The sequence below is a fragment of the Mycolicibacterium llatzerense genome (genome assembly GCF_000878195.1).
GTDB classification, from domain to species: Bacteria; Actinomycetota; Actinomycetes; order Mycobacteriales; family Mycobacteriaceae; genus Mycobacterium; species Mycobacterium llatzerense.
This window is the reverse complement of the sequence record NZ_JXST01000003.1, coordinates 91916-110611: the sequence shown is the minus strand read 5'-3', so window position 1 is coordinate 110611 and position 18696 is coordinate 91916. Positions and strand designations below refer to the sequence as shown.

Genomic DNA, 18696 nt, shown 5'->3' with positions numbered 1-18696 from the left:
ACACAATGAATGCAAGCGCCCAGTCGGCCAGGCACGAACCACCACGATACCAGTACGGACCGCCACGATCCAAACTCGCCCAGAGGACTCAAACCGCAGGTCAGGGCGGTTCGGCCAGGACGGTGACCAACACCTTATCGCTAGCGGAACGCCCGTCGGCTCATCAGAACGACTCCGAGGATGACCGCGAAGATCACCACCACCCCGCCGCCGAGAACCGCGATCCGAGGCACCGACCAGAACGATGGGGCGATCTGTTTCGCCTGCACCGACCGCACCGATACCGGCAACGGCAGGGCACCGACGGCCACCACCGCGGCGAACGACTTCGCCGAATCAGCGGTGAACTGCCCATGGATCTGGGTGCGTCCGGTCGTCATGGGCTCCAGCAGCGCCGGCGCGCTGACCACCTGGGTGTCGACGGCGAAGGCGGCCCTGGCACCGATGTTGGCGCTGGTGAACGTCGACCAGATATCGGCGGCCTTGTCGTCGAAGGTCACGAAGACGACGTAGTCGCCGCGCTGCCCACCTTGGCGGGCCGAGGCGTCCTTGATCTGGTCGCCGCCGATGATCGACTTGTCCAGCAGATACACCTGTTTGTGGTCGTCGGAGCAGGTGATCAGCGGCAGATTCGGGTCGTCGTGGTCGGCCAGCTGATCCGGCTGATCGCAACGGGTCGCCTGGAACTGCAGCGCCAGCAGCTGGATCTGTGGTTGCGCACTCTGCCGCAGTGCCTTCTCGTCAGCGATGCGCTGGCTGTCGGCCACCTGCGGGGTCTGCGGCGACGGCGATGGGTGCGTCGGGTCGGGCTGCGCGGGGATCGCGTGGATCACCGGCCGTATATAGAGGCGGCCCGTGGCGGTGACGCCCCGTAGCTGGGCTTCGGTTACGTCGGTCGCGGTGACCTTGAGGGTGTTCCCGTCCAGCCCGACGGCGACGTCGTGCCCGCCGAGGTGCCCGAGCCGCGATTCGACGACCTTGCGCGTCTGTGCCAGCGCGTCCGGCGTCGGTGCCGTTCCTGGCTGCTGCTGAATCTGCAACGACGCCTGGACGACGGGCCGGGGTTCGCCGGCGCGCCAGATGTCCTTGGTGAAGAACACCGTCGCGCCATAACTCAGTACCAGCACCGCCAAGACCAGGGCGACCAGCCAGCGGGGTACGCCGGACTGCGCGGCGACGGGTTGCGGCGGCCATGCGGGCACCATCTCCGGCGGCAGGTAGCCCGGCGGGGGTGCGGGCGGCGGCAGGAAACCCGGCGTCGTTTCCGGTGACTGAGGCGGTTGCGGTGGCTGCCACCCGCTGTGGTCGTCAGACATCACGCGCTCCCCTGATCAAGCCGAGTCGCGCTCGTTCATCCCTCGCGCCAGTCGCACCACCATGTCGGTGAACACCGCGTCGGTGTCGACGCCGTCCATCACACCCGTCATCTCCAGCAGCACGAAACCGTGCAGTGCCGACCAGAACTCCAGCGCCGCATAGAAGGCGTTCTCGCCGTCGAGTCCGTATGACGCCAGGACCGCGATCACCGGCCCGGCCGCCGCGTGCGTCGCCGCGGTGTACTCCGGGTCGTCGCCGCCCAGCGGCATCCGGGTGAACGCCGAGTACCGGCCCGGATGGTGATGGGCATAGCTGCGGTAGGCACTGGCCATCGCCATCACCGCGTCGTCGCGGCTGCGGCCCTCGCCGACGGTGTTGAGCATGCCGATGATGTCGTCGATGACGCGCATCCGGACCGTGCGGCGCAGGTCATCGAGGCTCTGCACGTGGTTATATAGCGACGGGCCCTTGGTGCCCAGCTGGTTGGCCAGGGCATTGATGGTCAGCGAATCCCAGCCCTCACGGTCGAGGAACGTCAGGGCCGCGGCCACGATCGAGTCCCGGCTGAGCTTGGTGGTGCGTGCAGTCGCCCGCGACCGTGTCGGCGCAGCCGGTCGGGCATCCCCAACCGCTTGCGACTCTGGCCGAGGTGCCATCTGCCCGATCCTCCGGTGTTCGATCTTGGGTTCCATCGACCGCGGCGCGGCCAGTTAACTAATGACTCTAACCTCTAGACGCTGCAGATACGTCGCCAATTCGGCGAATCTTGTAACCGCGTCTCATTGGGAGTCCCACAGAACGGACGAACCTACTCCGCAGCACGTACTCCGCAACGTAGGCTCCCAGATGCCGAACAACGGCGCACACCATCGCCAGCCCAGAACGAAGGGAACCATCGTGAGTCGCAAAGCGTGGGGAACCGCATTGGTTGCCGGACTGCTGACGGTCCCGTTCACGGTCGGCGCACCGAACGCCGCTGCGGTCAACGACGACACCCACATCGTCGGCCAGGGCATCAACCAGACCATCGACTGCCACGGTGGGACCCTCTTCGTCAATGGCAGCGGCAACACCATCAACGCTTTCGGCACCTGCTGGGCGGTGACCGTCCAGGGCTCGTCCAACACGATCATCGCCGACACGATCGTCAATGACGTCACCGCTTACGGGTTCAATCAGACGGTCATATTCCACAATGGGGATCCGGCACTCATCGACATCGGGCGCCAACTCGGTTTGGGAAATCGGCTGAACAAGATTCCCTGACCGGGGCCCGCACCAGGTGCCGGTAACGCCGACAGGGAGGGATACCCCATGAACCCCAACCGAATCGCAATCGCGGCGGGCGTCGTCGCCGCTGCCGCGCTGGTGCTGACCGGCTGCGGATCGCAGGACAACAAGACCGGTGGCACCGGCTCGAGCGCCGCCGGCACGGCAGGCACCTCGGCGGCGGCGCCGACCACGGCGCAGGTCGAGGTCGGCAACACCATCAACTACAGCGCGGTGGGCACCACCCGGGAAATCGATTGCGGCACCGGCAAATCGCTGACCGTGGGCGGCGCCAACAACACGCTGACCGTCAAGGGCACCTGCGCGAAGGCGAACATCGGCGGCACCGACAACAAGGTGACCTTCGAAAAGGTCGACCAGGAGCTCGACGTCGTCGGCATGCACGCCACCGTCACCTACAAGGACGGGGCACCGAAGGTCAACAACACCGGGACCGGCAACACCGTCAGCAAGGGCTAACGACAGCCCTCACGCTGTGGCGCCGTGCCGGCCCGCTCCCCCGGCGAACCGCTGCGCGCCCGCGAGCGACTCCTCGGCCACCTGCGCCAGGCTGGCGAACTCGAATTCCATTGCGGATTCCTCGGATTCGCCCCACTGCCGCAACGCGGACAGCCGATCGGCGCGCAGACACAACTGCGGCAGCGCGGCCAACTGGTGGGCCAACTCTTCGGCCTTCTCACGGGCCTGCCCGTGCGGCACGACCCGGTTGGCCAGACCGATCTGCAGCGCCTCGGCGGCGTCCACGGCGCGGCCGGTGAGGATCAAATCCATGGCGCGGCTGTGCCCGATCAGCCGCGGCAACCGGACCGTGCCACCGTCGATGAGCGGGACACCCCAGCGCCGGCAGAACACGCCGAAGGTGGCGTCCTCCTCGACGACGCGCAGGTCGCACCACACCGCCAGCTCCAGTCCGCCGGCGACGGCATAGCCGCTGACCGCGGCGATCACCGGCTTGGACAGCATCATCCGGCTCGGGCCCATCGGCCCCGGCCCCGTCCGGTGCGTCTGGTTCATCTCCGGGGTACCGAACGCCTTGAGATCGGCTCCAGCGCAGAAGGTTCCGTGGTCTCCCCACAGCACCGCGACCGCCGCGGCATCGTCGCGGTCGAAATCGTCGAACGCCTGATGGAGCGCCGCCGCCGTCGGCCCGTTGACAGCGTTGCGGGCGCCGGGCCGGTCGATGATGACCGTCGTCACCGGCCCGTTCTTCTCGACCCGCACTGGTTCGGTCATATTGCCTCCATCGGTTCGTCGCGCCGCCCGGTCAGTTCGGCGGCGAAGTCTGAGTAGGCCTGCCGCAGCTGCGTGCCCGGCCAGCCGTCCGGGAGCAGTTCGGCGGGCAGTACCGGGTCGGCCAGCAGGTGCCGCACGATCGCGGCCGCCGCCACGAACCGGCCGGGTACATCTGGTGCCGAGCCGATTTCGCCGAGCAGTTGGCGTGCGGTGATGATCCAGGCGGGCAGATCCCACAGCACGGCGGCCAGCCCCGCTGGGTCGTCGTCCCGGCTGGTCAGCACCCGGGCATTCGCCGTGACCTCTTCCGGGAGGTCACCGGCGAGATTGGCCGGGCGCAGCCACACGCCCTCGCGGAGTTCGGCGAACCTGTTCTGCAACAGGTCGTTTCGCAGGTCGGCGCGAGTCCGGGCATCAGCCCCGACCGTGGTGATGACGACGGTCACCCAGTCGCCATGCCATGGGCGGGTCTTGGGGTCGATGGCGGCGTCCTGCCGTCGTTGCCGCGCCAGCAGGCGGTCGGCGAGCCGGTAGCCGTCGGCCGAGCGCACCAGGTCGCCCGCGCTGACCATCCTGGTCAGCGCCACCCGCAGCGTCTGCTCCTTGATGTCGAAATCCGAAGTGAGCCGGACCAACTCAGCGGCAGATGCCCACGCCGGATGCGCACCCAGCAGCACGCTGAGCACCACCGACCGCGCGGTCATCCGCTTCAGATCAGCCATCGATGTCAGACCCCGGAGGCAACCCGGCCTGCATCCCCGAACGGATCATCGCGGTGCCGCACCGCCTGCCGGAACCCGTGCTCGACGGCGTCGGCGACGAACGCGTGCCCCTCGGGCGTGTGCCGGGCGATGCCGTCGAACACCGTGCTGACCATCCGGCTGGTCGCAATCCCCTGCTGCAGCAATGAGGTGTTGCACGCCAGCTTCGCCATGATCAGCTGGTTGACCGGCATGGCCGCGATGCGTGCGACGAGGCGCTCGGTGCGTTCGTCGAGTTCTTCGGGCTCCGGCGCCTCAACGGCCAAGCCCCACTCGGCGGCCTGCGCCCCGGTGATGCAATCCCCGGTGAACAGCAGGCGTTTCGCGCGCTGGTCACCCAGGCGATGCGCCCACAACCCGGCCGCCGGCACACCCCAGACGCGCATCGGCGGGTAGCCGATCTTGGCGTCGGACGCCGCGATCACCTGGTCGGCGTGCAGCGCGATGTCGGTGCCGCCGGCCACGCAGTAGCCGTGAATCTTCACCACGGTCGGCTTGTCGCAGTGCATCAGGCTGGAGAAGCCACGCACGAACCGGCTCATCATCTGGTAGTCGATCATCGGATCCCAGGGCTGATTCGGCAGATGGTTGACGGCCTGGGTGTGGCCGTCGAGCACGGTGCCCTGGTGTTCCGAACCGCCGGCGGCTCCCGTGCCGTCGGCGTAGGCGCTCAAGTCGAAACCGGCACAAAACCCTTCGCCCCGGCCGGACACCAGGATCACGTGCACGTTCGGATCGAGGTCGGCCCGCTCGACACAGGCGGCCAATTCCAGCGGGGTGTCCGCGACGATCGAGTTGCCCTTCTCGGGACGATTGAACGTGATCCGGGCGACCCGGTCGGCGACCTCGTAGGTCATGGTCTTCAGGTTGTCGAAATCCACCAGCTCAGCCTTCCCGCGAGCAGACGCAAAACTGTCCAAAACGCGCGTTTTGGGACAGTTTTGTTGGGGGTACCTCCCTCTGGGGGACTGCTCGGCAGTAGAAATTCAGCCCTTGACCAGGGCCCGTTCGATGATCGGCGCCAGGTCGAGGCCGGTGGGCAGCGTGCCGAAGGCGCCACCCCACTGGCGGTCGAGGCGGCTGACCAGGAATGCCTCGGCCACCGCGGGGTGACCGTGGCGCACCAGCAGCGCGCCCTGCAGGGCCAGCGAAATGTCCTCGGCCACTTTACGTCCGCGGTATTCCATGGTCTGCGGATCGCTGAGCTGCGCCTTGAGCGCGCTGACATGCGCGTCCAGGCGGGGGTCCTGCGCCTGCGACAACTCGTCGAACAGCACCTCGACGCACTCGGGCTTGGTCACCATGGCGCGGAGGGTGTCCAGCGCGCTGACGTTGCCCGAACCTTCCCAGATGCCCATCAGCGGGGCCTCGCGGTAGAGCCGCGGCATGCCGGATTCCTCGGCGTAGCCGTTGCCACCGAAGCACTCCATGGCCTCCGCGGCGTGCGGCGTCGCGCGCTTGCACACCCAGTACTTGGCCGCGGCCAAACCGATTCGGCGGAACAGGCTTTCGCGCTCGTCACCGCGGACGGCCCGGTCGGTGGCGCCGGCCATCCGCATCGCCAGCATGGTGGCGGCCTCGGCTTCGACCGCCATGTCGGCCAGCACGTTGCGCATCAGCGGCTGATCGATCAGGTAGGCGCCGAAGGCCTTGCGGTGCTGGGCGTGGTGCACGGCCTGGGTCAGGCCCGTGCGCATGCTGGTGGCGCTGCCCAGGGTGCAGTCCAAGCGGGTCAGGTTGACCATCTCGATGATGGTCGGGACGCCGCGGCCCTCCTCGCCGACCAGCCAGACCGTCGCACCGTCGTACTCGATCTCGCTGGAGGCATTGGCGTGGTTGCCGAGCTTGTCCTTGAGCCGCTGGATGAACATGCGGTTGCGCGTGCCATCGGGCAGCACCCGGGGCAGGAAGAAACAGGACAGCCCGCCGGGCGCCTGGGCCAGCACCAGGAACATGTCGCCCATCGGCGCCGAGGTGAACCACTTGTGACCGCGCAGCGAGTAGGTGCCGTCGCCGTTGGGGGTGGCCTGGGTGGTGCCTGCACGGACGTCAGAGCCGCCCTGCTTCTCGGTCATCGACATGCCCGCGGTGATACCGGCTTTGGTGGCAGGCACTTTCAGCTCGGGGTCGTACACGCGGCTGGTCAGCAGCGGTTCGTAGACCTTGGACAGTTCAGGGTTGAACCGCAGCGCCGGGACGACGGCGTAGGTCATCGAGATCGGACAGACGTGGCCGGGCTCGGGGGTCCAGGCCGACATCTTCGCCGCGCGGACGACGTGTGCGCCGGGACGGTCGTCGGCCCACGGGGCCCCGTGCAGGCCGTGCTTCACCGCGGCGGTCATCAGCTGGTGGTAGGCGGGGTCGTATTCGACCTCGTCGACGCGGTGCCCGTACCGATCGTGCGTGTGCAGGATCGGGACGTTGCGGTCCGCGAGTTCACCCCAGCGCTGCGCTTTGCGACTGCCGCCGAGTTCGCCGACGGCGTGCACCTCGTCGACGCCCCACTCCCCGCCCTCGCGGATCAGGGCCTCGGCCAGCGCCGGGAAGGTGGCGGGGTTGTAGTCCTCCAGAGGGGGAACCTGATTGGTGACGACATGCGTATCAGCCATGTCCCCACTATTACACTTTCCCGACAGTCGCACAAGAACTGTATATATGAATGGCGGAACGCGGTCGGGCGATCAACTGGAAAAAATCTCAATACACTCGCGACGGAGCTGACCGATGAGTGCCGGCGGTCAGCAGACACGCAACTCCCAGGAGCCCCACCATGCCTCTGGCCCAACAAGGTTGTGCTGCATTGGTTGTCGGCGGCCCGACCACCGTGCTCGATCTCGGCGGACTACGCATCGTCAGCGACCCGACCTTCGACGCCCCCGGGCCACAGGGGTACTTGACGAAAACCCAAGGCCCGGCCGTCACAGAGGAACAAATCGGCGCCGTCGACGTCGTCCTCGTCAGCCACGACAACCACGCTGACAACTTCGACGAGCGCGGCCGCGCCTTCGCCAAGAACGCGCCGTTGCTGCTCACCACCGTGGGCGGAGCCAGACGCCTAGGCAGCCCAGCCGTTGGATTGCGACCGTGGAGCACCTACACCCTCACCCGGCCCGATACCGGCGAGTTCAACGTCACCGCCGTCCCTGCCGTCCACGGTCCCGAAGACGGTGACCGGGACCCCGACGGGTACGTCAACTGCGAAGTCATCGGGTTCGTGCTTTCCGGCAGCACAGTGCCCACCGTCTACATCAGCGGCGACAACGCCTCCCTTCGCACTGTCGCCGAGATCGCCCGTCGCGTCGGCACCATCGACGCAGCCATCCTGCACGCCGGCGCCGCCCGCGTGCCCGGAAAGTTCCGGCATCGAGCGGTCAGTCTCGACAGCATCCGAACCGCGGCCGCCGCCGCGGTTCTGGGCGCCCCGGTGAACATCCCGGTCCACTACGACGGTTGGGCACACTTCACCGAAGGCCGCGACGACATCGCACGCGCCTTCGACGACGCCGGTATCACCGCCGCCCTGCGCATCGCCAACCACGGCACCTGGCTGTCGTTGCAGCCGTAGGCGGTGCCGCGTCGGGGCTGCGATTCGCTAGTGCCGCGTCACGACCTCGGTGGCACGGTCGCCGCGGTGCACGAAGTAACCCAGCGTCACGATGACGAACCAGATGGCACCCACGAGAATCGCCGTGCGTCCGTCGTCGGTGAAGAACAGCAACACGACGACGAGCGCCAGGAACCCGAGTGCCAGGAACGTCGTGTACGGCGCTCCCGGCAGGCGGTAGTCCGACGCCGGCAGCACGCCGGCGGCCACCCGCTGGCGATAGATGAAGTGCGACACCAGGATCGAGCCCCACACGAAGATGATGCCGATGGTCGACACCGAGGTGATGTAGGCGAACGCCTTGTCCGGCGACAGGTAGTTCACCAGGACGCCGACGCCCATGGTGAGGACCGAGAAGCAGATGGCCAGCATCGGCACATGCCGGCTGCTCAGCGCCTGCAGACCGGCGGGCGCGTCACCGCGCTGGGCCAGGCTGCGCACCATGCGGCCCGTCGAATAGATACCCGAGTTGCACGACGACAGCGCCGCCGTCAGCAGGATGAAGTTCACGATGCCCGCGGCCGCCGGGATGTTCAGGTACTGGAACACCGCGACGAACGGGCTCTGCCCGGCGTGGTAGTTCCGCCAGCCCTGCACCGACAGGATGACGATCAGCGCGCCGACGTAGAACAGGCCGATGCGGAACGGCAGCGTGTTGATGGCCTTGCGCAGCGTCACCTTCGGGTTCTCGGCCTCGCCTGCGGTGACACCGACCAGCTCCACACCCACGTAGGCGAACACCACGATCTGCAGGCTCAGCAACGCCGAGCTGAAGCCCGTCGGGAAGAAGCCGCCGTCGTTCCACAGGTTGCCCAGGCTCGGGCCGGTGACCGGGCCGAAACCGGCGATGGGCAGCAGCACCCCGATGCCGATGAGGATCATGCCGATGATCGCGGTCACCTTGATCATCGAGAACCAGAACTCGGCCTCGCCGAAGATCTTCACCGAGATCAGGTTCGCCGTGAACAGCACCAGCAGGACGACCAGCGCCGTCACCCACTGCGGGATGTCGTGTCCCCACGGCCAGTACTGCACGTACTTCCCGGCGACGGTGATCTCGGCCATGCACGTCGTGGCCCACACCGCCCAGTACGTCCACCCGTTCGCGAAGCCGGCGAAGCGGCCCATGAACTCCTCGGCGTACTCCGAGATGCTGCCCGACACCGGGCGGTACACCAGCAACTCACCGAGCGCCCGCATGATGACGAACACGGCCAGACCCGCGGTGAGGTAGGCCAGGATCAGCGCCGGGCCGGCCTTCTCGATGGCGCCGCCCGCTCCGTAGAACAGGCCGGTGCCGATGGCCCCGCCGATCGCGATCATCTGCACAGTTCGCGCAGATAGGCCGCGCTCGTAACCGGCGTCGGGTGTCTCTGCTACCTCAGTGTTGGCGTCTCGCACCCGAAGGGTTTATCACAATTAGCGGTGCCGACTAAACGTTCTCGCGGAGGAACGCGATGTCGTCTTTGCGGCCGTCCTCCGACGTCTCGCAGATGACCGGAGCAGCCGCGGCGCGCACCACGGCCGCCAGCAACTGCGGATCGATCTGGCCCATGCCGAAATTGGCGTGCCGGTCGGCCCCCGAGCCTGCGGCGTCACGAGAGTCGTTGCAGTGCACCAGATCGATGCGGCCGGTGATGGTCTTGATGCGCTCGACGGCGTCGACCAACGCCTCCCCCGCCGCCCAGGCATGGCAGGTATCCAGACAGAAACCGATGCCCTTGTCCCCGATGCGGTCCCACAGCCGGGCGATGGTGTCGAAGTGCCGCGCCATGGCGTGCTCACCACCGGCGGTGTTCTCCAGGTACACCGGCATGTCGGTCTTGAGCGCGTCGAGCGCCTTCACCCAGCGCTCGAAGCCGGCGTCCATGTCGTTGTCGTCGGCGTGCCCGCCGTGCACGATCACGGCCGTCGCGCCGATCTCGCTCGCGGCGTCGCAGGTGTCCTGCAAAATCTTGCGCGACGGGATGCGCACCTTGTTGTTGGCCGACGCGACGTTGATCAGGTACGGCGCGTGGACGTACAGCGGCACTGTGGATGCCCGCAGCACTTCTGCGTCTTCGCGAGGCGCGGGCTTCTTCCAGCTCTGCGGGTTCCCCAGGAAGAACTGCACCACGTCGGCGCCGTCGGCAGCGGCCGCGGCCAGAGGATCGGTGTTGTCGACGTGCGAACCAATCAGCATGTAGCCAGCCTAGTTGCGCGGCGGACGTGAACCCTCCGGGCCTGGATCTCGTGGTCTGGGTATAGGAGGGACGATGAGCGTAATCGCAAGTGTCCGTAGCGAACTGCCGCCCCATCGGCATACGCAGAAGGAAATCACCGATGCACTGCTGGAGCTTCCCGGCTACGCGGAGCACGAGGATGCCATCCGCAAACTGCATCGCAGCGCGCGGGTCGAGACCCGACATACGGTGCTCCCACTCGCGGACTATCCAGGGCTCACAGACTTCGGCGCCGCCAACGACGTCTTCATCGAACACGCGGTGACGCTCGGCTGTGCCGCGATCCTCGGCGCCCTCGACGACGCCGGGCTGACGCCCGCCGACGTCGACATCATCTACACCACCACCGTCACCGGCGTGGCCGTGCCGACCCTCGATGCCCGCATCGCCGGCCGCATCGGTCTCCGTCCCGACGTCCGACGGGTACCGCTGTTCGGTCTCGGTTGTGTCGCCGGCGCTGCGGGCATCGCCCGGGTCAACGACTACCTGCGCGGCGCACCCGACGACGTCGCGGTGCTGCTGGCCGTCGAACTGTGTTCCCTGATGCCCAAGGCGGAACCGTCGATAGCGACCGTCGTCGGCTCCAGCCTGTTCGGTGACGGGGCCGCAGCCGTCGTCATGGTCGGCGACCGGCGCGCCACGACCGTCGACACCGCCGGACCGGAAGTGCTCGATTCCCGCAGCCATCTCTACCCCGACTCCGAACGCACGATGGGCTGGGACATCGACTCGAGCGGCTTCCGCCTGGTGCTCTCCCCCGACGTGCCGAAGGTCGTCGAGACGTATCTGGGCGACGACGTCACGGGTTTCCTTGCCGCACACGGCCTCGAGACCGCGGACATCCGCACCTGGGTCAGCCACCCCGGTGGGCCGAAGGTGATCGAGGCGATCACCGCGACACTGGGCCTCCCCGACGACGCGCTCGAGCTGACGTGGCGCTCGCTGGCCGAGGTGGGCAACCTGTCGTCGGCGTCGGTACTGCACGTCCTGCACGACACCATCGCCAAGTGCCCGCCCGCGGGCAGCCTCGGCCTGATGATGGCGATGGGCCCGGGCTTCTGCTCCGAGCTGGTCCTGCTGCGGTGGCGCTGATCCAGTGGCTTGGTACCTGACGCTGATCGCGGCCGTCGCAGTCGAACGGCTCGTCGAGTTGGTGGTCTCCAAGCGCAACCTCGCCTGGTCGCTGGCACGTGGCGGCACCGAGTACGGCTTCGGCCACTACCCGTTCATGGTCGTGCTGCACATCGGGTTGCTGGTGGCGTGCGTGCTCGAACCGCTGCTGCTCGATCGGCCGTTCATCCCCGCGCTGGGCTGGCCGATGCTGGCCGCGGTGCTCGCGGCGCAGGCGCTGCGGTGGTGGTGCATCGGCACGCTCGGGCCGCAGTGGAATACGCGCGTCATCGTCATCCCAGGCGCGTCGCGGGTGGTCGCCGGCCCGTACCGGTGGCTGCCGCACCCCAACTACGTGGCGGTGGTCGTCGAGGGGTTCGCGCTGCCCCTCGTGCACACCGCGTGGCTGACGGCCACGGTGTTCACCCTGCTCAACGCACTGCTGCTGCGCACTCGGCTGCGCGTCGAGAACACCGCGCTGGCGAGCCTGTCGTGATCGACCTGCTGGTGATCGGCGGCGGTCCGGCAGGGCTGGCGACCTCGCTGCACGCGGCGCGCGCCGGACTGGAGACGGTCATCGTCGAGCGCCGGCCCGGCACGCTGGACAAGGCCTGCGGCGAAGGCCTGATGCCGCACTCGCTCGCGCAGCTGGACCGGCTGGGTGTGGCGGCGCCGGGCCGGACGCTGCGCGGTATCAGCTATCACGCCGGCGCGACCCGGGTCGAGGCCCAGTTCCGGGGCGGCATGGGCCGCGGGGTGCGCCGGACCACGCTGCACGCGGCGATGTCCGACGCTGCCCGCGCCGCCGGGGTGAAGGTCGTCCAGGCTGCGGCCGGCGACATCGCGCAGGACGCGGACGGTGTGCGGGCAGCCGGAATGCGCGCCCGCTATCTCGTGGCGGCGGACGGTCTGCACTCGGCGATCCGCCGCGACCTCGGGCTGGCGCGGCCGGCCGCCGGCCCGCGCCGCTGGGGCATCCGGCGGCACGTGCAGCTGGCACCGTGGACCGACAACGTCGAGGTGCACTGGAGCCGTGACGCCGAGGCCTACGTGACACCGGTGGCCGACGATTGCGTCGGCATCGCGATCCTGTCCGCGGGCCGCGGCGGCTTCGAAGCGAAGTTCGCGGCGTTCGACGAGCTGCGTCAACGCGTCGAGGGACACGAGCACGGGCCGGATCTGGCGGCCGGGCCGTTGCGGCAGCGCGTGCGGTCACGGGTTGCGGGCCGCGTGCTGCTGGTCGGCGACGCCGCGGGGTACGTCGACGCGCTGACCGGCGAAGGGCTCGGGTTGTCGTTCAGCGCAGCCGAGGCGCTGGTCGACTGCGTCGTTCGGGACCGCGTCGATGAGTACGACCACCGCTGGCGCACCCTGACCCGACGCTACCGGCTGCTGACCGAGGCGCTGGTGCGCGCCGGCTCGGTGCCGGCGGTCCGGTCCCGCATAGTCCCGGCCGCCGCCGCTCTGCCCCGGATATTCGCGGGAGCGGTCGATCAACTCGCCCGCTGAGCGGCGGCCGCCGTCCTCAGTGCACCTTGTCCAGGATGCCGTTCAGGATCGCCGTCGCCGGACCTGCCGGATCCGGCGAACACACCACGTTGTCGACGACGACCGTGTTCTTGGCAGCCAGCGTGCGCACGCACTGCATGGGCCCGAACGCGTACGACAACGACAACGAATCTCCGCCCGCCTGCAGCGCATTGTCATGTTGGGTACCGCTCTGGTCGCCGATCGTTATCCCCACGTCGATGTTGGCGCACTGCTGCCAGACCGGCTGCTGCGCCGCGACCATGGCATGCGCGGCGGCCGGGTCGGCGAAACCGACGACGCCCTGGGTCACCTGCACCATCGCCGACGCGATGCTGGTGTAGGTCACGTAGTAGACGCCGGTGTTGCCGCTGCCATCGAGGGCCGCACGCATACCGGGCGCCGCAACCACGCTGCACCGCGGGGGCGTGAAAACGACACTGAGGCCGTCGCTGCCGCGGCGCCAGGTGGAGATCTTGACCATCGTCGGGTCGTTCATGACCCGCCGCAGATCCTCGACCGGTAACACGAGCGGTTGCAGGTTCGCCCCGGGTGGCGGCGCTGCCGTCGGACTCGGGGTCGACGACGTCGCGGACTGCGGCGCGGCGGTGGGACTGCCGTCGACGGCGTTGGTGCACGACGTCAGCGCCATGGCGGAGGCAAGAACGAAAACCGTTGACGGCCAATGCTTCACGCGGGAGTTCGCCATCATGCCGGCACCTTCGCGACGACCTGGTTGACCAGCGCGACGGCACTGGCACCGACGGCCGCCGGGTCACTGCCGCACACCGTCAGATCGATCACGACGTTGTTCCGGGCCGTGATGCCCCGTCCGCAGGCCCAGGCAGGTCCCGGCGGTGCGGTGCGGTTGTTGACGACGGTGTTGACGGCGCCCGCGACCGATGCCGTACCGACCGTGAAGGTCGCGGGCGAGGCCATCTTGACCTGAATCTGCTTGCCGGCGCAGCCATGCCACGCGTTGACGGTCGCCGCCGCCTGGTCCTGCGCGTCCTGCACCGCCTCATAGAGGACGACAGACACGGTGGCCAGGAAGGTGCCCGAGCCGTCGGCCGGCGCGTAGTCCTGGGTGCGCACCAGCACGACGGGTGTCTCCGCGTACGGCTGGATGGCAGCATCGGACAGCGCACTCACGCAGGTCATGTCCGAGGCGTAGTCGTCGGGCAACAGGTCGAGCGAGTCGTGGCTCTCACTGATCCCGAGGTTCGGGACGTTGACGGCCGAGCTCACCTGGCCGGGGTCCGGCATCAGCCCCTTGAGCTGCGGCACCTGCACGAGCGGTCCGGCCGGCGGTGGCGGTGGCGCTGGTGGTGGCGGCGCACTGGACACCGAGGTCGACGACGTGGCCGACGTTGTGGCCGGTCCACCGGCGTCGTCGGATTGGCAGCCCGCACTGGTCGCCACGATGAAGACGGCAGCACTGACCGCCGTGATGGTGCGTGTTCGCATGTGATCCTCCCCCAGAATGATCCTGACACGTCATTCGGCGATCAGGACACACAAAAAACACCGAGAGGCCCCTTGTGCCACGGAATTCCCGACATCCGTGCGACAACCAGCCATTCGGCGCATGAAAAAGGCCCCCGCGCAGAGCGCGGGGGCCTCTTCCTTGACTGACTAGCGGTAGTCGCTGTAGCCGTAGTCATCCAGCGGCACGGCAGCACCAGTGGCCTGACCGAAGTCCGGGCTGTAGTACTGATCCTCGTAGGACGGGATCGTGTACGCCGCAGCGCGGGCTTCCTCGGTCGGCTGGACCTGGATGTTGCGGTACCGGTTGATGCCCGTACCAGCCGGGATCAACTTACCGATGATCACGTTCTCCTTCAGACCCTGCAGCTTGTCGCTACGGCAGTTGATTGCCGCATCGGTCAGCACGCGAGTGGTCTCCTGGAACGACGCCGCCGACAGCCACGAGTCCGTGGCCAGCGATGCCTTCGTGATACCCATCAGCACCGGACGTCCGGCCGCGGGCTCGTTGCCCTCGGCCACGACGCGGCGGTTCTCCGACTCGAACTCGCTGCGCTCGGTCAGCGAGCCGGGCAGGAACTCCGTCGAACCCGAGTCGATGATCGTGACGCGACGCAGCATCTGCCGGACGATGACCTCGATGTGCTTGTCGTGGATCGACACACCCTGTGCGCGGTAGACCTCCTGGACCTCCTTGACGAGGTGAATCTGCACCTCGCGGGGGCCCTGGACGCGGAGCACCTCGTGGGGGTTCGCCGAACCCTCCATGAGCTGCTGGCCGACCTCGACGTGGTCACCATCGGCCAACAGGCGCTCGGTGCCGTCGTCGTGCTTGAACACACGCAGGCGACGGTTACGGCGGGGCAGCTTGTCGTAGACGACTTCCTCGCCACCATCGTCGGGAACGATGGTGATCTTGTAGAACTTGTCGTCTTCTTCCAGGCGAATCCGGCCGGCCACGTCGGCGATCGGAGCGACGTTGCGGGGCACGCGGGCCTCGAACAGCTCCTGGACGCGCGGCAGACCACCGGTGATGTCGTCACCGACGCCACCCTGGTGGAAGGTACGCATGGTCAGCTGGGTACCGGGCTCACCGATGGACTGGGCGGCGACGATGCCGACGGCCTCGCCGATGTCGACCAGCTTGCCGGTGGCCATCGAGCGGCCGTAGCACTTGGCGCAAACACCGGTGCCGGTGGCACAGGTCAGCACCGAACGCACCTTGACCTGCGAGATACCCGCAGCCAGCAGTGCCTCGATCGCCGGGTCACCGAGATCGTGGCCACGCTCGACGACAACGTTGCCGTTGGCGTCGACCGCATCGGTGGCCAGGGTCCGCGCGTACGCGGAGGTCTCGATGTGGGCGTCACGCACCAGCGATCCGTCGGCCTGAGCCTCGGCCAGCGTCACCATCACGCCGCGTTCGGTCTCACAGTCGGTCTCGCGGACGATGACGTCCTGCGACACGTCGACCAGACGACGGGTCAGGTAACCCGAGTCGGCGGTACGCAGAGCGGTATCGGCCAGACCCTTACGAGCACCGTGGGTGTTGATGAAGTACTCCAACACCGTCAGGCCCTCGCGGAACGAGGACTTGATGGGCCGCGGGATGAACTCACCCTTCGGGTTCGTCACCAGACCCTTCATGCCCGCCAGGGTGCGGGTCTGGGTGAGGTTACCGGTGGCGCCCGACTTCACGATCGTGATGATCGGGTTGTCCTCCGGGTAGTAGGCCTCCAGGGCCTTACCGACCTCTTCCGTGGCCTGCTGCCAGATCTTGACCAGTTCACCGTTGCGCTCGTCGTGGTTCAGACCACCGCGCTGGTACTTCTTCTCGATCGCGTCGGCCTGGCCCTCGTAGCGCTCCAGGATCTCCGCCTTCTGCGGCGGCACCAGAACGTCGGCCATCGAGACCGTCACGCCCGAGCGGGTCGCCCAGTGGAAGCCGGCATCCTTCAGCTTGTCGACGGTCTGCGCCACGACGATCATCGGGTACCGCTCAGCGAGATCGTTGATGATCGCCGCCTGCACCTTCTTGTGCATCTGCTTGTCGACGAACGCGTAGCCCTTCGGCAGCAGCTCGTTGAACAGCACGCGGCCCAGGGTGGTCTCCGCGGTCCAGGCGTCGCCCGGCTTCCAGCCGTTCTCGAACAGCTGAGCCTCGATCTCGGCCGGCGGACGCAGGTGCGTCAACCGAATCTTGATCTTCGCGCGCACCGACAGCGCACCGCGGTCCATGGCCATGATGGCCTCGGCCGGGCTGCTGTAGACGCCCTGCTCGGCACCGTCCTTGCTGGCCGGCACGAACTCGCCGGTGTCACCCTCGATGAGGGTGGTCAGGAAGTACAGACCGGTCACCATGTCCAGACGCGGCATGGCCAGCGGGCGGCCCGACGCGGGAGACAGGATGTTGTTCGACGACAGCATCAGGATGCGTGCCTCGGCCTGCGCCTCGGCGGACAGCGGCAGGTGGACTGCCATCTGGTCACCGTCGAAGTCGGCGTTGAACGCCTCACACACCAGCGGGTGCAGCTGGATGGCCTTGCCTTCCACCAGCTGCGGCTCGAAGGCCTGGATACCCAGGCGGTGCAGCGTAGGTGCACGGTTCAGCAGCACCGGGTGCTCGGCGATGACCTCTTCGAGGACATCCCACACCTGGGGACGCTGACGCTCGACCATGCGCTTGGCGCTCTTGATGTTCTGCGCGTGGTTCAGGTCGACCAGACGCTTCATCACGAACGGCTTGAACAGCTCGAGGGCCATCAGCTTCGGCAGACCACACTGGTGCAGCTTGAGCTGCGGGCCAACCACGATGACCGAACGGCCCGAGTAGTCGACGCGCTTGCCCAGCAGGTTCTGGCGGAAGCGGCCCTGCTTGCCCTTGAGCAGGTCGGACAGCGACTTGAGCGGACGGTTGCCCGGACCGGTGACCGGCCGGCCACGACGGCCGTTGTCGAACAGCGCGTCCACAGACTCCTGCAGCATGCGCTTCTCGTTGTTGACGATGATCTCGGGCGCGCCGAGGTCGATCAGTCGCTTCAACCGGTTGTTGCGGTTGATGACGCGGCGGTACAGGTCGTTCAGGTCGGAGGTCGCGAAGCGGCCACCGTCGAGCTGAACCATCGGGCGCAGCTCCGGCGGGATCACCGGAACGGCGTCCAGCACCATGCCCATGGGCGAGTTGCGGTTCGTCTGGAACGCGGCGACAACCTTCAGACGCTTGAGGGCGCGAAGCTTCTTCTGGCCCTTGCCGTTCTTGATGGTGTCGCGCAGCGACTCAGCCTCGGCGTCGATGTCGAAGGTCTCGATGAGCTTCTTGATCGACTCGGCACCCATGGCGCCCTGGAAGTACTCGCCGTAGCGGTCCTGCAGCTCGCGGTAGAGCACCTCGTCGACGATGAGCTGCTTCGGCGCCAGCTTGCTGAAGGTGGTCCAGATCTCGTCGAGCCGGTCCAGCTCACGCTGGGCCCGGTCACGGAGCTGACGCATCTCGCGCTCGCCACCGTCGCGCACCTTGCGGCGCACGTCGGACTTGGCGCCATCGCGCTCCAGCTCGGCGAGGTCGGCCTCGAGCTTCTGCGAACGCTCGGCGAGATCGAGGTCCCGCTGATCTTCCACAGCCTTCTTCTCGACGACCATCTCGGCCTCGAGCGTGGACAGCTCGTTGTGCCGCATCTCGGTGTCGACCGCGGTGATCACGTAGGCCGCGAAGTAGATGATCTTTTCCAGATCCTTCGGGGCCAGGTCCAGCAGGTAGCCCAAGCGCGACGGAACGCCCTTGAAGTACCAGATGTGCGTGACCGGAGCCGCCAGCTCGATGTGGCCCATGCGCTCACGACGCACCTTGGCGCGAGTCACCTCGACGCCACAGCGCTCGCAGACGATGCCCTTGAAGCGGACGCGCTTGTACTTACCGCAGTAGCACTCCCAGTCGCGAGTCGGTCCGAAGATCTTCTCGCAGAACAGGCCGTCCTTTTCGGGCTTGAGCGTGCGGTAGTTGATGGTCTCCGGCTTCTTGACCTCGCCGAAGGACCAATTACGGATGTCTTCCGCGGTGGCCAGGCCGATGCGGAGTTCATCGAAGAAGTTGACGTCTAGCACGTAACTCCCTTTCCCCTTGCGGGTGTATGAATCAGAAAAAGCTGAC

17 protein-coding genes are annotated in these 18696 nt (G+C 67.5%); 6 read left to right on the top strand and 11 right to left on the bottom strand.

Annotated elements, in window-relative coordinates:
• Positions 1-140 precede the first annotated feature (140 nt).
• Both TL10_RS02885 and TL10_RS02880 read right to left on the bottom strand, forming a co-directional pair.
• Positions 141-1316, bottom strand: coding sequence for a SecDF P1 head subdomain-containing protein (locus TL10_RS02885; protein ID WP_052506288.1), 1176 nt, complete (start codon positions 1314-1316; stop codon positions 141-143).
• A 15-nt stretch (positions 1317-1331) separates the two neighbouring features.
• Positions 1332-1973: a TetR/AcrR family transcriptional regulator gene (locus TL10_RS02880; protein WP_043984509.1), complete on the bottom strand. Its 642-nt coding sequence runs from the start codon at positions 1971-1973 to the stop codon at positions 1332-1334.
• 241 nt (positions 1974-2214) lie between these two features.
• On the opposite strand from TL10_RS02880, the gene TL10_RS02875 reads away from it, so the two are divergent.
• Both TL10_RS02875 and TL10_RS02870 read left to right on the top strand, forming a co-directional pair.
• A complete protein-coding gene (locus tag TL10_RS02875; protein WP_052506287.1) occupies positions 2215-2583 on the top strand; it encodes a DUF3060 domain-containing protein in 369 nt (122 codons plus the stop codon).
• Between the two features lie 48 nt (positions 2584-2631).
• On the top strand, positions 2632-3066 hold the full coding sequence (locus tag TL10_RS02870) for a DUF3060 domain-containing protein (protein ID WP_043984437.1): 435 nt from the start codon (positions 2632-2634) through the stop codon (positions 3064-3066).
• Positions 3067-3075: 9 nt separating this feature from the next.
• On the opposite strand, the gene TL10_RS02865 is transcribed toward TL10_RS02870, so the two are convergent.
• The 4 genes from TL10_RS02865 to TL10_RS02850 all read right to left on the bottom strand — a co-directional run bounded on the left by TL10_RS02865 (position 3076) and on the right by TL10_RS02850 (position 7210).
• A complete protein-coding gene (locus TL10_RS02865) occupies positions 3076-3840 on the bottom strand; it encodes a crotonase/enoyl-CoA hydratase family protein (protein WP_043984436.1) in 765 nt (254 codons plus the stop codon).
• Positions 3837-4553, bottom strand: coding sequence for a PaaX family transcriptional regulator C-terminal domain-containing protein (locus TL10_RS02860; RefSeq protein ID WP_110788946.1), 717 nt, complete (start codon positions 4551-4553; stop codon positions 3837-3839). Before TL10_RS02860 ends, TL10_RS02865 begins: the two co-directional genes overlap by 4 nt.
• Before the next feature lie 14 nt (positions 4554-4567).
• On the bottom strand, positions 4568-5485 hold the full coding sequence (locus TL10_RS02855; RefSeq protein WP_267884318.1) for a crotonase/enoyl-CoA hydratase family protein: 918 nt from the start codon (positions 5483-5485) through the stop codon (positions 4568-4570).
• A 102-nt stretch (positions 5486-5587) separates the two neighbouring features.
• A complete protein-coding gene (locus tag TL10_RS02850) occupies positions 5588-7210 on the bottom strand; it encodes an acyl-CoA dehydrogenase family protein (RefSeq protein ID WP_043984434.1) in 1623 nt (540 codons plus the stop codon).
• Between the two features lie 161 nt (positions 7211-7371).
• Here TL10_RS02850 and TL10_RS02845 point away from each other — a divergent pair, with 161 nt between their 5' ends.
• On the top strand, positions 7372-8166 hold the full coding sequence (locus tag TL10_RS02845; RefSeq protein WP_043984433.1) for an MBL fold metallo-hydrolase: 795 nt from the start codon (positions 7372-7374) through the stop codon (positions 8164-8166).
• A gap of 27 nt (positions 8167-8193) precedes the next feature.
• Here TL10_RS02845 and TL10_RS02840 read toward each other — a convergent pair whose 3' ends face one another.
• The gene (locus tag TL10_RS02840; RefSeq protein WP_043984432.1) at positions 8194-9606 is read right to left on the bottom strand and encodes an amino acid permease; all 1413 of its coding nucleotides are present in this window, start codon (positions 9604-9606) and stop codon (positions 8194-8196) included.
• A 31-nt stretch (positions 9607-9637) separates the two neighbouring features.
• Positions 9638-10387, bottom strand: a complete 750-nt coding sequence (locus tag TL10_RS02835; RefSeq protein ID WP_043984431.1) for a deoxyribonuclease IV — start codon at positions 10385-10387, stop codon at positions 9638-9640.
• 73 nt (positions 10388-10460) lie between these two features.
• On the opposite strand from TL10_RS02835, the gene TL10_RS02830 reads away from it, so the two are divergent.
• Genes TL10_RS02830 through TL10_RS02820 form a run of 3 tightly spaced genes read left to right on the top strand, consistent with a single transcriptional unit; the run spans position 10461 to position 13046 of the window.
• Complete coding sequence (locus TL10_RS02830) at positions 10461-11519, top strand: type III polyketide synthase (RefSeq protein ID WP_043984430.1); 1059 nt, start codon at positions 10461-10463, stop codon at positions 11517-11519.
• Between the two features lie 4 nt (positions 11520-11523).
• Positions 11524-12033 (top strand): isoprenylcysteine carboxyl methyltransferase family protein, encoded by a 510-nt coding sequence (locus tag TL10_RS02825; protein ID WP_043401660.1) that lies wholly within the window; start codon positions 11524-11526, stop codon positions 12031-12033.
• Positions 12030-13046 (top strand): NAD(P)/FAD-dependent oxidoreductase, encoded by a 1017-nt coding sequence (locus tag TL10_RS02820; protein WP_043984429.1) that lies wholly within the window; start codon positions 12030-12032, stop codon positions 13044-13046. The genes TL10_RS02825 and TL10_RS02820 overlap by 4 nt, the downstream gene beginning before the upstream one ends.
• 16 nt (positions 13047-13062) lie before the next feature.
• Here the strand turns inward: TL10_RS02820 and TL10_RS02815 are convergent, their stop codons facing one another.
• The 3 genes from TL10_RS02815 to TL10_RS02800 all read right to left on the bottom strand — a co-directional run bounded on the left by TL10_RS02815 (position 13063) and on the right by TL10_RS02800 (position 18650).
• Complete coding sequence (locus TL10_RS02815) at positions 13063-13776, bottom strand: sensor domain-containing protein (protein ID WP_082067816.1); 714 nt, start codon at positions 13774-13776, stop codon at positions 13063-13065.
• The gene (locus TL10_RS02810; RefSeq protein WP_082067815.1) at positions 13773-14531 is read right to left on the bottom strand and encodes a sensor domain-containing protein; all 759 of its coding nucleotides are present in this window, start codon (positions 14529-14531) and stop codon (positions 13773-13775) included. Before TL10_RS02810 ends, TL10_RS02815 begins: the two co-directional genes overlap by 4 nt.
• 168 nt (positions 14532-14699) lie before the next feature.
• Complete coding sequence (locus tag TL10_RS02800) at positions 14700-18650, bottom strand: DNA-directed RNA polymerase subunit beta' (RefSeq protein ID WP_043401650.1); 3951 nt, start codon at positions 18648-18650, stop codon at positions 14700-14702.
• Positions 18651-18696 lie beyond the last annotated feature (46 nt).